Annotated in this window: 16 protein-coding genes; 5 read left to right on the forward strand and 11 right to left on the reverse strand. The window is 66.5% G+C overall.

Annotated features, from left to right (window positions below):
• Position 1: 1 nt before the first annotated feature.
• From O5K31_RS14530 to O5K31_RS14540, 3 genes are all read left to right on the forward strand, one after another.
• Positions 2-1,048, forward strand: a complete 1,047-nt coding sequence (locus O5K31_RS14530; RefSeq protein WP_269714458.1) for a sulfate ABC transporter substrate-binding protein — start codon at positions 2-4, stop codon at positions 1,046-1,048.
• A gap of 114 nt (positions 1,049-1,162) precedes the next feature.
• The gene (locus tag O5K31_RS14535) at positions 1,163-1,432 is read left to right on the forward strand and encodes a SemiSWEET family sugar transporter (protein ID WP_269714459.1); all 270 of its coding nucleotides are present in this window, start codon (positions 1,163-1,165) and stop codon (positions 1,430-1,432) included.
• Between the two features lie 98 nt (positions 1,433-1,530).
• Positions 1,531-1,977 carry a hypothetical protein gene (locus O5K31_RS14540; protein WP_269714460.1) on the forward strand — a complete coding sequence of 149 codons (447 nt, stop codon included), beginning with the start codon at positions 1,531-1,533 and terminating at the stop codon, positions 1,975-1,977.
• On the opposite strand, the gene O5K31_RS14545 is transcribed toward O5K31_RS14540, so the two are convergent.
• The 4 genes from O5K31_RS14545 to petA all read right to left on the reverse strand — a co-directional run bounded on the left by O5K31_RS14545 (position 1,974) and on the right by petA (position 5,571).
• Complete coding sequence (locus tag O5K31_RS14545) at positions 1,974-2,750, reverse strand: peptidylprolyl isomerase (RefSeq protein ID WP_269714461.1); 777 nt, start codon at positions 2,748-2,750, stop codon at positions 1,974-1,976. The genes O5K31_RS14540 and O5K31_RS14545 overlap by 4 nt on opposite strands.
• A gap of 84 nt (positions 2,751-2,834) precedes the next feature.
• Positions 2,835-3,692 carry a cytochrome c1 gene (locus O5K31_RS14550; RefSeq protein WP_269714462.1) on the reverse strand — a complete coding sequence of 286 codons (858 nt, stop codon included), beginning with the start codon at positions 3,690-3,692 and terminating at the stop codon, positions 2,835-2,837.
• 8 nt (positions 3,693-3,700) lie between these two features.
• Entirely contained in the window at positions 3,701-5,020 is a 1,320-nt protein-coding gene (locus tag O5K31_RS14555; RefSeq protein WP_269714463.1) for a cytochrome b, read from the reverse strand.
• A 5-nt stretch (positions 5,021-5,025) separates the two neighbouring features.
• On the reverse strand, positions 5,026-5,571 hold the full coding sequence (gene petA / locus O5K31_RS14560; protein ID WP_269714464.1) for a ubiquinol-cytochrome c reductase iron-sulfur subunit: 546 nt from the start codon (positions 5,569-5,571) through the stop codon (positions 5,026-5,028).
• 181 nt (positions 5,572-5,752) lie between these two features.
• Here petA and O5K31_RS14565 point away from each other — a divergent pair, with 181 nt between their 5' ends.
• Both O5K31_RS14565 and hemF read left to right on the forward strand, forming a co-directional pair.
• Positions 5,753-6,211: a tRNA (cytidine(34)-2'-O)-methyltransferase gene (locus O5K31_RS14565; RefSeq protein ID WP_269714465.1), complete on the forward strand. Its 459-nt coding sequence runs from the start codon at positions 5,753-5,755 to the stop codon at positions 6,209-6,211.
• Positions 6,212-6,399: 188 nt separating this feature from the next.
• Positions 6,400-7,272, forward strand: coding sequence for an oxygen-dependent coproporphyrinogen oxidase (gene hemF, locus O5K31_RS14570; protein WP_269714466.1), 873 nt, complete (start codon positions 6,400-6,402; stop codon positions 7,270-7,272).
• Here hemF and O5K31_RS14575 read toward each other — a convergent pair.
• The 7 genes from O5K31_RS14575 to O5K31_RS14605 all read right to left on the reverse strand — a co-directional run bounded on the left by O5K31_RS14575 (position 7,269) and on the right by O5K31_RS14605 (position 12,605).
• Positions 7,269-8,066, reverse strand: a complete 798-nt coding sequence (locus O5K31_RS14575) for an alpha/beta hydrolase (RefSeq protein WP_269714467.1) — start codon at positions 8,064-8,066, stop codon at positions 7,269-7,271. The two genes, hemF and O5K31_RS14575, sit on opposite strands and share 4 nt — an antisense overlap.
• A gap of 1 nt (position 8,067) precedes the next feature.
• Positions 8,068-8,760, reverse strand: coding sequence for a hypothetical protein (locus O5K31_RS14580; RefSeq protein ID WP_269714468.1), 693 nt, complete (start codon positions 8,758-8,760; stop codon positions 8,068-8,070).
• 77 nt (positions 8,761-8,837) lie between these two features.
• The gene (locus O5K31_RS14585; RefSeq protein WP_269714469.1) at positions 8,838-9,476 is read right to left on the reverse strand and encodes an Isoquinoline 1-oxidoreductase subunit; all 639 of its coding nucleotides are present in this window, start codon (positions 9,474-9,476) and stop codon (positions 8,838-8,840) included.
• 50 nt (positions 9,477-9,526) lie between these two features.
• On the reverse strand, positions 9,527-10,747 hold the full coding sequence (locus tag O5K31_RS14590) for a CCA tRNA nucleotidyltransferase (RefSeq protein ID WP_269717069.1): 1,221 nt from the start codon (positions 10,745-10,747) through the stop codon (positions 9,527-9,529).
• Positions 10,748-10,828: 81 nt separating this feature from the next.
• The gene (locus O5K31_RS14595) at positions 10,829-11,473 is read right to left on the reverse strand and encodes a CoA pyrophosphatase (protein WP_269714470.1); all 645 of its coding nucleotides are present in this window, start codon (positions 11,471-11,473) and stop codon (positions 10,829-10,831) included.
• Positions 11,470-12,042: a DUF1285 domain-containing protein gene (locus O5K31_RS14600; RefSeq protein ID WP_269714471.1), complete on the reverse strand. Its 573-nt coding sequence runs from the start codon at positions 12,040-12,042 to the stop codon at positions 11,470-11,472. Before O5K31_RS14600 ends, O5K31_RS14595 begins: the two co-directional genes overlap by 4 nt.
• A gap of 29 nt (positions 12,043-12,071) precedes the next feature.
• Positions 12,072-12,605, reverse strand: coding sequence for a GNAT family N-acetyltransferase (locus O5K31_RS14605; RefSeq protein WP_269714472.1), 534 nt, complete (start codon positions 12,603-12,605; stop codon positions 12,072-12,074).
• Positions 12,606-12,691: the final 86 nt, after the last annotated feature.

A 12,691-nucleotide genomic window follows, 5' to 3' on the forward strand; every position in this document is an offset into this window, starting at 1 on the left:
CATGAACAAGACGTTCGATTACGCCTCGCGGCGCAGCCTGATCGGCGGGACCGTCGCGGGCCTCGCACTCCCCGCCGCGTTCGCTGGAGCGGCCGCCGCTCAAGGCGCCAAGCCCGTGACCTTGCTGAATGTCAGCTATGACCCGACGCGTGAGCTCTACAAGGAGATCAACGCCGCCTTCGCCAGATACTGGAAGGGGCGGACCAACCAGGATCTGACGATCAACCAGAGCCATGGCGGCTCCGGCAAGCAGGCTCGGTCGGTGATCGACGGCCTGCAGGCGGACATCGTCACACTGGCGCTGGCCTATGACATCGACGAGATCGCCACCAAGGCCAAGCTGCTGCCCGCCAACTGGCAGTCGCGCCTGCCCCAGAATTCCACGCCCTACACCTCGACGATCGTGTTCCTGGTCCGCAAGGGCAACCCGTCGAAGATCAGGGATTGGAGCGACCTGATCCGCCCCGGCGTCGATGTCATCACCCCCAACCCCAAGACGTCGGGCGGCGCGCGCTGGAACTATCTGGCCGCCTGGGCGTGGGCGCTCAAACAACCCGGCGGCAACCCGCAAAAGGCCGAGGCCTTCGTGGCCGAGTTGTTCAAGCACGTGCCGGTGCTCGACACCGGCGCGCGCGGCTCCACCACCACCTTCGTGCAGCGTGGCATCGGCGACGTGCTTCTGACCTGGGAGAATGAGGCGCATTTGGCCATCGACGAGCTTGGCCCCGGCAAGGTGGAGATCGTCACGCCCAGCCGCTCGATCCTGGCCGAACCGCCCGTGGCCATCATCGACAAGGTCGTCGATCGGCGCCGCACACGCGTCTACGCCGAGGGGTACCTGAACTTCCTGTACAGCCCACTGGCGCAGGACATCATCGGCAAGAACCACTACCGGCCCCGAAACCCCGCAGCCCTGGCCAAGTATGCGTCCAAGTTCCCGAATATCCCGCTGGTGACCATCGACGACACCTTCGGCGGCTGGAAGAAGGCCCAGGCCGCGCATTTCGCCGAGGGCGGCGTCTTCGACCGGATTTATCGCAAGGGCTGATTTCGGCGAGCCGCTACTCCCCTGGCGGTTCGACGTTATGGCGGCGGAGCAGTCCCCCTGCTCCGCCGCTTTTCGTTGAGCGGAACCGCGCCGAGGGGCGGGCATTGACGCCTCATGGACAAAAACTGGCTTCCCACCCTGATCGGCACGCTGGCGGCGATCTGCTCGATGACTAGCTTCGCCCCGCAGATTCTCAAGATCTGGAAAGAACGCGACGCCTCTTCTGTCTCTCTGCGGATGTATGCAGTCACGGTGACCGGCTTCATACTCTGGACGACCTACGGGATCATGCTGGAAAGTTGGCCGCTGGTCTTCTCGAACGCGGTCTGCGTACTGATGTCCGGCACCGTCTTGGCTATGAAATGGCGATTCAGCCGAGAGTAGAAATTCCGCGACGGTTCGTCACAGCCTCTTAACCCTGCCGCGCTAAGTTGATCCCAAGTCGGACGGAGAAGAATGCTCCGTTGGGAGGGGTGATTACCATGGCGTTAGGCATCAGGCCTCGCCGTCGGTCTTGGCGGCGTCGCAAATCCATCTTCATTCCACTGGTCGTTTCGGCGGCGGCTCTGGCGCTCGTGGGCGCATGTCAGGGCGGCTACGGCGACGGCCCCGCGCTCAAACGGTTCGCCAAGGCTCAGATCGAGCAGAACGAGCCCAAGGCGGGCCGCGTCAAGGTGCTGAACGCCAGCGTCAGCGCGGACGGCAAGGTGATCTGCGGCGTCTCCCGCATCGGTCCCTACCGAACCTCGCCCTATGCTCTGGTCATGGATCGCGCGCGACCGTCCAACAAGACGGTGAAGGTGGAGGTCCAACCCTCCATCGACCACGCCGCCAACCCTGACTGGGCGCGCGCGGAGACCCTGCGGCAGGAGGCGGCCATTCCCGCCCTTTGCCAGCGGGCAGGCGTTCCGATCACCGCGCCGACCTAGTCGGGCTTCGTCGGTATCTCGACGTCGCAGACGCTGAAGTCCGCGCCCTTGGCGGCCCGGAGCTTGGCGACCATCGCCTTGAAGGCCGGCCCCTGCTCATTCAGCACCTGGATGCGCGGCCGGTCGGCGACGGGCACATCGACCGCAACCCGCACTTTCAGCATGTGATCCGGCGCGGTCGGCGGCTCTCCGGCCGTCAGCGTCTTTACGGCCGGCATGCCCTCCACCACCCGGCCCCAGACGGTGTAGTCGCGGTCCAGGCGGCGGGCGGCGTCCAGCATGATGAAAATCTCGCTATTGCCTGTGCCGGGGTCAGCCTGACGGCCCATGCCGACCACGCCGGCGCAATAGGCGCCCCAACCCCGCAGCGGCTCGCCTGGCTTGGGCGGAACCGCCTGGATGGGTGTCGCCCCAAGGAAGCCAGACCAAGCGTCGGACGCCCGCGCAACGGCCGTTGCGGCGGTCGCCGCCGGCAGACGGAACTGGAACTCCGGCGGCAGGTCGGGATGGTTCGAGACGCCGCCGTCCTTGTTATTGGGATTGCCGGTCTGGGCCACGAAGCCGGGAATCACCCGATGGAACTGCAGGCCGTCATAGACGCCTTCACGCGCCAGAAGTTTCACCCGCTCAACCGACCTGGGTGCGAACTCGGGCCGCATCTCGATGACGATGCGCCCCTTCTCCGTATCGATCAGCAGGGTGTTGTCGGGATCAAGCGTCCGCCAGTCGGCGGCGGAGACTGAGGCGGCGGCGAGGAGAGCGGCGATCATCATGGCCGCAGCCTAGCTTGGATCGGCCAAAGAAAAACCCGCCTGGCGAACCAGGCGGGTTTTCCAAACTCTGCGAAACGGAGCCGCTTAGTGCGACTGGTTGCGCCACACCCGGCGGTAGCTGGCGTACAGCAGGCCGGAGAACAGCAGCAGGTACAGGATGACGGCGAAGCCGGTCTGCTTGCGCTCGACCATCTTCGGCTCGGCGGCCCACATCAGGAACGCCGCGACGTCCTTGGCCTGCTGGTCCACGGTGGAAGGCGAGCCGTCGTCGAAGGTGACGAGGCCGTCTTTCAGCGGCGGAGCCATGGCGATGAAGCCGCCCGGCGGGACGTGGTCGTGGTCGCCCGACCACACACCGGTCAGATCGCCCGGCATATAGGGGTTGTAGTGCTGACCAGCGGCGACGGTCAGGCCGGCCGGCGGGGTCTTGTACCCGGTCAGCAGCGAGTAGATGTACTCCGGACCGCCCGAGCGGGCCTTGGCCAGGACCGAGAAGTCCGGCGGCAGAGCGCCGCCGTTGCTCGCCCGAGCCGCCGGCTCGTTGGGGAACGGGGCCGGGAAGTGGTCGGCCGTGGTGCCCGGACGCTGGATGACGTCGCCCGTTTCGGAGTCGATGTCATTGATCTGGTACTCGGCGGCGATCGCCTTGGCCCAGGGGTTGTCGTTCGGGTTCGGGTACTTCTCGTTGTAGAACGGCCCGTCCTTGTCACCCAGGTTCCGGAAGGAAAGCAGGGTCATGGAATGGCAGGCCGCACAGACCTCGCGATAGACCTTGAAGCCGCGTTGCAGCTGGCCCTGGTCGAACTTCCCGAACGGGCCCTCGAACGACCACTTGACGTCCTTGGGCGGCAGCGGATGACCGGCCGCGAGCGACGGGCTGGCCGCAAGCAGCCCGCCCATCAGACCGAAGGCCGCTGCGATAACGGAGACTTTGCGCAGCATGGTCGAACTCAACCCTTCTTTTCGGGGGCCGCGACCGCGCCGTCGGGAGCCGAGGCGGGGTGGGACAGAGCGGGAGACGCGATGGTGTCAGGCACGGGCAGCGGCTTCTCGACGAGGCCAAGCACCGGCAGGATCACCAGGAAGAAGCCGAAGTAGTAGAGCGTCGCAAAGCGGCTCAGCCACACGAAGCTGTTCAGGTCGGCGTCGATCAGGCGGAACGTCGTCAGGTGCGGGATGACATGATCGTCCGGCAGCTTGGCGCCGCAGAAGCCCAGGATGATGCAGACCACCAGCAGGATGGCGAAGTACATCTTGGCCATCGGGCGGTAGCGCATCGAGCGCACCTTGGAGGTGTCCAGCCAGGGCAGAGCGAACAGCACGCCAATGGCGCCGAACATCGCCAGCACGCCGCCGAGCTTGTCGGGGACCGCGCGCAGGATCGCGTAGAACGGCAGGTAGTACCATTCAGGCACGATGTGGGCCGGGGTCACCAGCGGGTTGGCCGGGATGTAGTTGTCGGCGTGGCCCAGGGCGTTCGGCATGTAGAAGATGAAGATCGCGAACAGGATCAGGAAGACGCTGACGCCGAAAGCATCCTTCACCGTGGCGTAGGGCGTGAACGGGACAGTGTCGGCCTTGGACTTCGGCTCGACGCCCATCGGGTTGTTCTGGCCAGCCACGTGCAGCGCCCAGACGTGCAGGACGACGACGCCCGCGATCATGAAGGGCAGCAGGTAGTGCAGCGCAAAGAAGCGGTTCAGGGTCGGGTTGTCCACCGCGAAGCCGCCCCACAGCAGAGTCGTGATCGACTCGCCGACGATGGGGAAGGCGCCCAGCAGGTTGGTGATCACCACCGCGCCGTGGAAGCTCATCTGACCCCAGGGCAGAACGTAGCCCATGAAGCCGGTGGCCATCATCAGCAGATAGATGATGCAGCCCAGGATCCACAGCACTTCGCGGGGGGCCTTGTAGGACCCGTAATAGAGGCCGCGCAGCATGTGGATGTAGACGGCGATGAAGAACATCGACGCCCCGTTGGAGTGCATGTAGCGGATCAGCCAGCCGTAGTTCACGTCACGCATGATGTGCTCGACCGAGGCGAAGGCCCCGGCGGCGCTCGGCGTGTAATGCATCACCAGGATGACGCCCGTGATGATCTGGCTGACGAGGCAGACCGACAGGATGGCGCCGAAGGTCCACCAGTAGTTCAGGTTCCGCGGCGTCGGGTAGTCGATGAAGCTGTCATAGCCGAGACGGATGATCGGCAGCCGGCTGTCGAGCCAGCGCGTGACCGGGGTCTTGGGTTCGTAGGTCGAATGTCCGCTCATTTGAATTAGCCGATCTTGACCTTGGTGTCGGAGAGGAACTCGTACTCGGGAACCACGAGGTTCGTCGGCGCGGGGCCCTTACGGATCCGGCCGGAGGTGTCGTAGTGCGAGCCGTGGCACGGGCAGAACCAGCCGCCGTAGTCGCCGCCGCCGAAGGTCGGCACGCAACCCAGATGCGTACACGAGCCCACCAGCACCAGCCACTGGGCCTTGCCGTCCTTGTGACGCTCGGCGTCGGTCTGCGGATCGGGCAGCGAAGCGCTGTCGTCCTTCACCGCCGCGTCGATCTCGCGCTGCGTGCGGTTACGCACGAACAGCGGCTTGCCGCGCCACTTGATGGTGACCTGCTGGCCTTCGGCGACCTTGGTCAGGTCGAACTCCACGGAGGCCAGAGCCAGCGTGTCGGCCGAAGGGTTCATCTGGTCGATGAACGGCCAGACCAAGGCCGCCGCGCCACCGGCGCCGGCGGCGATGGCCGCGATGTGGATGAAGTCGCGCCGGCTGGGATCAGCCTGCGGTTCTGTCGTTGCGCCTGCGGCGGTATCGGCCACCTGGTCACCCTTCACGATGGCGCCGATGGGGCGCCGGCCCTAAACGCCTTCCCCCTGCAAGGTTCCGGCGCAATCTGCAACAACAAGCTGAGGCTTTAGGCGGGTTTCGACGTTGCGACCTGTCGCCGCAAACGCGTAACTCCCCCAATCCCCTTCAAGTCGTGTGGTTGGATCGCTTAGAATGCGTCTCGCGCTTTTTCAACCGGACATTCCGCAAAACCTTGGCGCCGCCATACGATTGGGCGCCTGTCTGGGGGCGGAAATCGACGTGATCGAGCCTTGCGGATTCCCGTTATCCAACCCGGCGCTAAAGCGCGCCGCCCTCGACTACGGCCCGCTGGCCAAGGTCCAGCGCCATTCCTCGTGGTCAAACTTCCTCGCCGACCCCGCGCGAAATGAAGGCCGGCTCGTGCTTTTCACCACACAGTCGGCGGTCCCGTTCCAGACCTTCGATTTTTCTGCGGGCGACACCCTTCTTTTCGGGCGCGAGAGCACCGGCGCTCCGGCGGAGGTTCATGAGGCCGCCCAGGCGCGGCTCTACATTCCCCTGCAGAACGGGGCACGGTCGCTGAATCTGGTCACCGCCGCGGCCATGGCCCTGTGTCTGGCGACCGAACAGACCGACGCCTGGACGGGTTAGGCCACGCCCTGCGGGAGGGCGCCCAGGCAGATCACGCTGCAAAGGCCAATAACGCCGGCCGCCACGGTGAAGAGGATGGATTTCATGTTGCGCTTCCCAATCTCGGGCTGCTTTTAGGCGCGGCGGCTGCGGAAGCAGCTTAAATCGACGTCATTACGCACCTTTCACCCTCCCCTCCCCGAGCGCCCGTGACCGACACCGACCTTCTCGACACCCGCAAGCGCCTGGCCCAGCAGTGGTTCGAATCCCTTCGCGACCGCATCTGCGCCGAGTTCGAGCGGCTGGAGGAGGAAGCGCCGGTGGAGCTGTACCCCGGCGCGGCGGGCCGCTTCGAGAAGAAGCCTTGGACCCGCGACGCGGGCGGCGGCGGCGTCATGTCGATGATGCACGGTCGCCTGTTCGAAAAGGTCGGGGTGCACACCTCCGTCGTGTTCGGGACCTTCACGCCCGAAATGGCCAAGACCGTCCCCGGCGCGGCGGAAGATCCCCGCTTCTTCGCCACGGGCGTCAGCCTGATCGCGCATATGACCAATCCGCGCGTGCCGGCGGTCCACATGAACACCCGCTTCATCGCCACCACCAAAAGCTGGTTCGGCGGCGGCGCCGACCTGACGCCGCTGCTGGAGACCCAGCGCAGCCAGGACGCCGACGACGCCGTCGCCTTTCACGCGGCGCTGCAACGCGCCTGCGACGCTCACCACCCCGATTGGCACGCCAAGTACAAGGCCTGGTGCGACGAGTACTTCTTCCTGCCGCACCGCAACGAGCCGCGCGGCGTGGGCGGCATCTTCTACGACCACCACGACAGCGGTGACTGGGACAAGGACTTCGCCTTCACCCGCGATGTGGGCGAGGCGTTCCTGGACATCTACCCCAAGATCGTCCGTCATCGCATGGACGAGCCCTGGACCGACGCCGACCGCGAGGAGCAGCTGATCCGTCGCGGCCGCTATGTGGAGTTCAACCTGCTCTATGACCGCGGCACGACCTTCGGCCTGAAGACCGGCGGCAATGTCGATTCGATCCTCAGCTCCATGCCGCCGCTGGTGAAGTGGCCCTAGGCCCAGTTCGGCTGGTCGTTCAGCAGAAAGTCGCGGGCATAGCGGATCGCCTTGCCCTGAGTCTTCTTCAGCGGGCCGGCATCGCCGGGCGGGAAATAGTCGCCGTGAGTGAAGCCCTCGCCGTTGTCGATGCGAATCCATAGGGGGGCGTTGTTGCGTGGACCGTAGCGCCCCAGCGCGCCGCGAAACGGGCTGTCCTTGTCCCGAAACACCAGGTCTCCGGCGAAGTCGCCGAGCGGATAGGCGACGGCCAGCACCTTGTCCTTCCTGGATGCGAGGCCGCTCAGCTTCTCCGCCTTGCGAAGGCTGACGTCATAGGGCCGCTCGAGGCAGTCATTGTCCGTGGCCGACGCCATCAGGCAGACCGGCCCGACCCTGTCGTCGGGCAAGTGCGCCGCGGCTTCCAGCGCCAAGCGCCCGCCCAGACTGTGCGAGACGAAGGCGAAGCGGGGCGCCGATCCCATGCGGGCCTGCGCATATCGGGCCAGAGCCTGGCCGCCCTTCACCGCGTCCTCCCATTCGACGGGATAGTTGATGACCGGAACCCAGAAATCTCCCGGCCACAGCACGCCGACGAAGACATGGGTTTGCGGCAGCTTCAGCTCCTGATCCAGACGCGCCAGGGAGCGCAGGCCCGACTTGTAGCGGACGTTGAAACCATGGACGCCGAACATCACCGTCCGCCCCTGGATCAGGCCATCGACCGCCGCGTCGGCGATCAGGCGCGCGCTCGGCCCACCGTCGCCGCTCATCATCTGCGGCTGGCTTTCTCGCAGGTTCAGATAAAGCGTCATGTTACAGGGCCTTGGCCGCCTTCACCGCCTTGGCGGAGGCCGACAGAGCCGCGATCAGGTCCTTGGCGACCGGAGCCATGGGCACCGCCGCGGCGCCGGCGGCCAGGGCGACGAGCAGGTCGCGGCCCATGGCCTCCGACCAGGTGAACGATTGCTGGAGCAAGGCCCACGCCACCAGCGCCAGAACAATGGAGAAGAACGCGGCCCACAGCCGGGCGGCGTTGCGATAGTGCTGCTCGGCGATGTCGAAGGCGGCGTCCAGCTTGGCTTCCACCACCGCTTCGACCCGGCCCAGCAGGGTGAGTTCGACGTCCGTCAGGTCGCCGCCGGCCTGCAGCTTGCCAGCCACCGCCTTGAGACTGGTCTCCCGGACATTTCCGGCCTTGGCGAGCTGCTCGATCGCCCCATCGACCAGGCCCAGGCGCAGCAGGGCGCGGATGATCGCCTTCTGTTCCTGACGCGGCCGGCCGTTGACCCAATGCGCGGCGAGCATGGATTCCCAATCCGGGCCGACGGCCGCTTTCAGCGTGCCGTCGAACTGGCGCGTCACCGCCAGTATCCGCTTGAAGCCGATGCGTGAAAGCCAACAGCCAGGAACGGCCTTGATCGCCTCCACAAGACCCATGGCCGCAGTTCCGAGCCCGGCGGTCGCCAGGATCGCGGTGATCAGAAGCTGCAGATTGTCGTTCAGCATGCCCGCTCCTCCCATAGGACGAACGAAGCTTAGCCTTGAATCCAATTTCCGGTTGTAACGACGCTGTTATCCACGCTTCAGGCGGGACAGGCGGCGCCCGTGTCGATCCACGCCTTGATCAGTTCGCCAAAGCGCTTCTGGTCGCCAGGCGCCGGTTCCCGCCCTGCGCCGGGATTCCAGCCCCAGCCGACCAGATGGTCCTCGGCCATATGGTGATGCAGCTCGGCCAAGGTCTTGCCGCCATTGCGCGCGGGGTCCTTGATCTGAGCGCAGATCTGGCCAAGCGACCGGCCCTGCCAGGCCATCTCGATCGGCGCCAGCGCCCACTTGGGATCCCCTGGCACGCTGCGGATATTGTCGCCCATGGCCGGGACATTCTTCGCGTGATGGCAGGACAGGCAGGGCAGACCGGGAACGCCATGGCCGGCCTCTCCGGCCTTCATCGGCGGATTGTGCGGCTTCATGGCCATGCCTTGCGTCGGCGTGCGGTCTGCGGGGTGACAGTTCATGCAGCGAGGGTGCTGAATGACCTTGCCCGCCTCCACGAACAGGGCCTGCGACCGCGCCGTCGGATCAGCGATGGCGGTGAAGGCGCTGACAGGCTTCAAACCTTGCGGCGTAACGGCCTTGGGCGCCGCGGCCTGTCCACTCGAGAGAGCGACTGCTCCGGTGAGGGCGACGACGCCAGTCAGCATCATGAGGGTGTGTGCGCGCATGGACCTTGCCTCCATGGCGCACAACGGTCTGGCTTGGCCTTGGGTTGCCTCTAGTAGGCCAGACCCTGCGCGACGGCCTTCAGCCGCTCGATGACCGAGAACTTGTCGTCGAGGAAATCCTGGTCGATCCACCAGGTCTCGACCTCACGCCGAACCTGGCCGACGAGCGGTCCTTTCGGCACGCCGGCCGACAGGATTTCGTCGCCGCTGATCGGGAACGGCGGCGGTGTCCAGGTTTCGGCCAGGGCCAGCAGGCCCCGCCACTGCGGCGTCACAGCTGAGCGATCGGCGGCGGCCCAGGCCAGCTTGATCCGGTCGGCGAAGGTGTTCTGCCCCAGGGCGTAGATCGTGCGGCGGGCCTCTCGCGGGCTCATCCAGCTGACGATCCGGGGCTCCTGTCCCGCCGCGGCCTGGAGGCGGCTCTTCTGGGCGTTGGACAGGCGCAGGCGGTCGGCCATGGCGCCGACGGCGGCTTCATCGCCTGCGGCCAGGGCGGCCAGACGCAGGTCAGGGTCGCAGGTGAACAGTTGCTCGGTCTCGACCTCCACAAGGCCTTCAAAGCGGGCCAGGCTCCCCGCCTCGGGCAACACCACGCCCAAAACGCCGCTGGCGGCCATCAGGCGCACGGCGGGCCTTGGATCATCGGCGGCGAGCAGCTTCAGGAGCTCCTTGGCGATGCGTTCCGCTGAGCAGCGCGCCAGCATCTCCTTGGCCGCCGCGCAGGCCGCGAGGGCCGCCGCATCCGCATCGCCGCGACCGTACAGAGCGAAGAAGCGGAAGAAACGCAGGATGCGCAGATAGTCCTCCTCGATCCGCGTGGCCGGATCGCCCACGAAGACGATGCGGCCCGCCTTGGCGTCTGCCACGCCCTCGCCCGTCGGGTCGAAGATCAGGCCCGTGGCGTCGGCATAGAGGGCGTTGAGGCGGAAATCACGACGCGCCGCGTCCTGCGCCCAGTCGTCAGTGAACGCCACCACGGCGTGGCGACCGTCGGTCTCCACGTCATGGCGCAAGGTGGTGATCTCGAAGGGGCGGCTGTTGCTGATCGCCGTCACCGTGCCGTGCTCGATCCCCGTGGGAATCGCGCGCAGGCCGGCGGCCTCGATGGCCTTGATCGTCTGGTCGGGCAGCAGACTTGTGGCGATGTCGATGTCGTCCACCGGCCGGTTCAGCAGGGTGTTGCGCACACAGCCGCCGACGAACCGCGCGCAGCCCGCGCCGCCAGCCGCCTCCAGCGCGTTGATCACCGCCTGGGTGGCTGGATCGCTCATCCACGGCCGCACGCCGATACTGTCGGTCACGCTACGCTCCCTCACTTTTGCGGCAGCCTAGCACCCTGCCCCGGCGGAAGCTCAATCCTCGCCGTAAAGGCGGTCCCACAGGGCGCGCAGCATGCCCGCCGTGGCGCCCCAGATGTACCGGTCGCCCCAAGGCATGGCGTAGAACCAGCGCTTGGTCCCGTCCGGCATATCGTAGGACTGCTGATGATGATTTGCCGGGTTCATCAGGAAGTCGAAGGGGACCTCGAACACGTCCGCCACCTCCGCCGCGCTGGCGGTCAGCGTAAAGCCAGGCTGGATGAACCCCACCACGGGAATGACATGGTAGCCGGTTCCGGTGCGATAGGCCGTCGACAGTCCCGCCAGCTGGACGAAGGCGGGGTTGAGGGCGATCTCCTCATCCGCCTCGCGCAGGGCCGCGTCCCATGGCGTCTCGCCAGGATCGATGCGCCCGCCAGGGAAGCCTATCTGGCCTGCGTGGTTGCGCAGGGTGTCCGCCCGGCGGGTGAGGATCACCGTCAGCCCATCCGGCCGCTCGACCAACGGGACCAGCACCGCCGCCTCCCGCAGTTTCACCGGCTCCATCACCGTCATTTCGGGATTGAGGTCGAAGTCGGAGCGGAAGCCGCCCCCGCAGTCGGGATCGAAACTGCGCAGCGTGTCGAGGCGGCTGGTGATGAAGGCCCGCTGCTCAGCCGCTCGGAACGGCGCGCTCACGAACCGCCCACTCCCGCCGGCCCCACCGGAAACCAGACGCCGTTGGACGCCACGCAGAAGCGGCGGCCATCCTGGGTATCGCGCTCGACCGCCATCTCGACCAGTTCGTAGAAGACCGGTCGAGCGATCAAAGCCTCAAGGCCCCGGCGCACATGCAGGTAGGGTCGCGGCTCGCCCGTAGCGGCCTCCATCTCGACGCGGATTTCGTTTTCCGGCCCCGCCTCGACCTCGTCGCCGACATTGGTCAAGAAACGTAAGGCTTCGCCGACGCGATCGACACGCACGGCGATGAAAGGCGCGTCCTCGACCTGGATGCGCATCTTCTCCACCGGCGTGACGAGGTGGAACCCGTCAGGGTCCTTGCGCAGGACGGTGGAGAACAGGCGGACCAGCGCCTCGCGGCCGATGGGGGTTCCCTCGTGAAACCACAGGCCGTCCCTGGCGATCTTGATGTCGATTTCGCCGCAATGTTCAGGATGCCAAAGGTGGACCGGCGGCAGGCCGCGCGCGCCGGCGGCTTTCGCCGCCTCGGCCACGCCATCCAGCCCGGTCTTCTGATCCTGCGTCATCGAACCTTCAGTTAGGCCCGTTCCTGCGATCAGGAAAGCGGCGCCGAGGCTGGATCGATCACGACATCGCCAGCCAGGTTGTCCGCCCCGCCGTCGCGCAGGGCGCGGATCAGCAGCCGCCGCGCCTCTACCGGCCCCGGCAGGCGAATGTCGGTGGAGGCCTGGACGAACCCGACCTTGGCGAAGAACGGCGGATGCCCCACCAGCAGCACCGCCGGCCAGCCGGCCGAAGCCGCGGCCTCGCAGGCGGCCGCAACCAGGGCCTGGCCCAGGCCTTCGCCCTGACGGGAGGGGTCGACGGCCAAAGGGCCAAGAAACGCGCAGGGCGCTCCGCCGATTTGCACCGGCCACAGCCGCACGGACCCGACCACCTCGCCGTCAGAGCGAGCGGTCAGGCACAGGTCCGACAGGGGCCGATTGCCCTCCCGCAGGCGTTCCGAGACCTTCACGAAACGGCCTGGACCGAAGGCGCGGTTCAGCAGCGCCTCGATGGCCGCGGCGTCGGCCGGGGTCTCCAGGGAAATTTCGTAGGCGGCGTCGAGAGAAGCGGTGTTGATGGTCATAGGCCTGGCAAGCGAACGGAAGACGGGAGGGTTGGCTCCCGTTCCATTGCGGCCGGGAGGCGTTACGAGCGCGTCGAGCGCGGGGT

The organism is Caulobacter sp. NIBR2454 (assembly GCF_027474405.1).
Lineage (GTDB): Bacteria > Pseudomonadota > Alphaproteobacteria > Caulobacterales > Caulobacteraceae > Caulobacter.

What these genes read in the sequence shown, in the direction of transcription:
- O5K31_RS14530 (WP_269714458.1), top strand. Translation starts at nt 2, where the DNA reads ATGAACAAGACGTTCGATTACGCCTCGCGGCGCAGCCTGATCGGCGGG.
- O5K31_RS14535 (WP_269714459.1), top strand. Translation starts at nt 1,163, where the DNA reads ATGGACAAAAACTGGCTTCCCACCCTGATCGGCACGCTGGCGGCGATC.
- O5K31_RS14540 (WP_269714460.1), top strand. Translation starts at nt 1,531, where the DNA reads ATGGCGTTAGGCATCAGGCCTCGCCGTCGGTCTTGGCGGCGTCGCAAA.
- O5K31_RS14545 (WP_269714461.1), bottom strand. Translation starts at nt 2,750, where the DNA reads ATGATGATCGCCGCTCTCCTCGCCGCCGCCTCAGTCTCCGCCGCCGAC.
- O5K31_RS14550 (WP_269714462.1), bottom strand. Translation starts at nt 3,692, where the DNA reads ATGCTGCGCAAAGTCTCCGTTATCGCAGCGGCCTTCGGTCTGATGGGC.
- O5K31_RS14555 (WP_269714463.1), bottom strand. Translation starts at nt 5,020, where the DNA reads ATGAGCGGACATTCGACCTACGAACCCAAGACCCCGGTCACGCGCTGG.
- O5K31_RS14565 (WP_269714465.1), top strand. Translation starts at nt 5,753, where the DNA reads ATGCGTCTCGCGCTTTTTCAACCGGACATTCCGCAAAACCTTGGCGCC.
- O5K31_RS14575 (WP_269714467.1), bottom strand. Translation starts at nt 8,066, where the DNA reads ATGACGCTTTATCTGAACCTGCGAGAAAGCCAGCCGCAGATGATGAGC.
- O5K31_RS14580 (WP_269714468.1), bottom strand. Translation starts at nt 8,760, where the DNA reads ATGCTGAACGACAATCTGCAGCTTCTGATCACCGCGATCCTGGCGACC.
- O5K31_RS14585 (WP_269714469.1), bottom strand. Translation starts at nt 9,476, where the DNA reads ATGCGCGCACACACCCTCATGATGCTGACTGGCGTCGTCGCCCTCACC.
- O5K31_RS14590 (WP_269717069.1), bottom strand. Translation starts at nt 10,747, where the DNA reads ATGAGCGATCCAGCCACCCAGGCGGTGATCAACGCGCTGGAGGCGGCT.
- O5K31_RS14600 (WP_269714471.1), bottom strand. Translation starts at nt 12,042, where the DNA reads ATGACGCAGGATCAGAAGACCGGGCTGGATGGCGTGGCCGAGGCGGCG.
- O5K31_RS14605 (WP_269714472.1), bottom strand. Translation starts at nt 12,605, where the DNA reads ATGACCATCAACACCGCTTCTCTCGACGCCGCCTACGAAATTTCCCTG.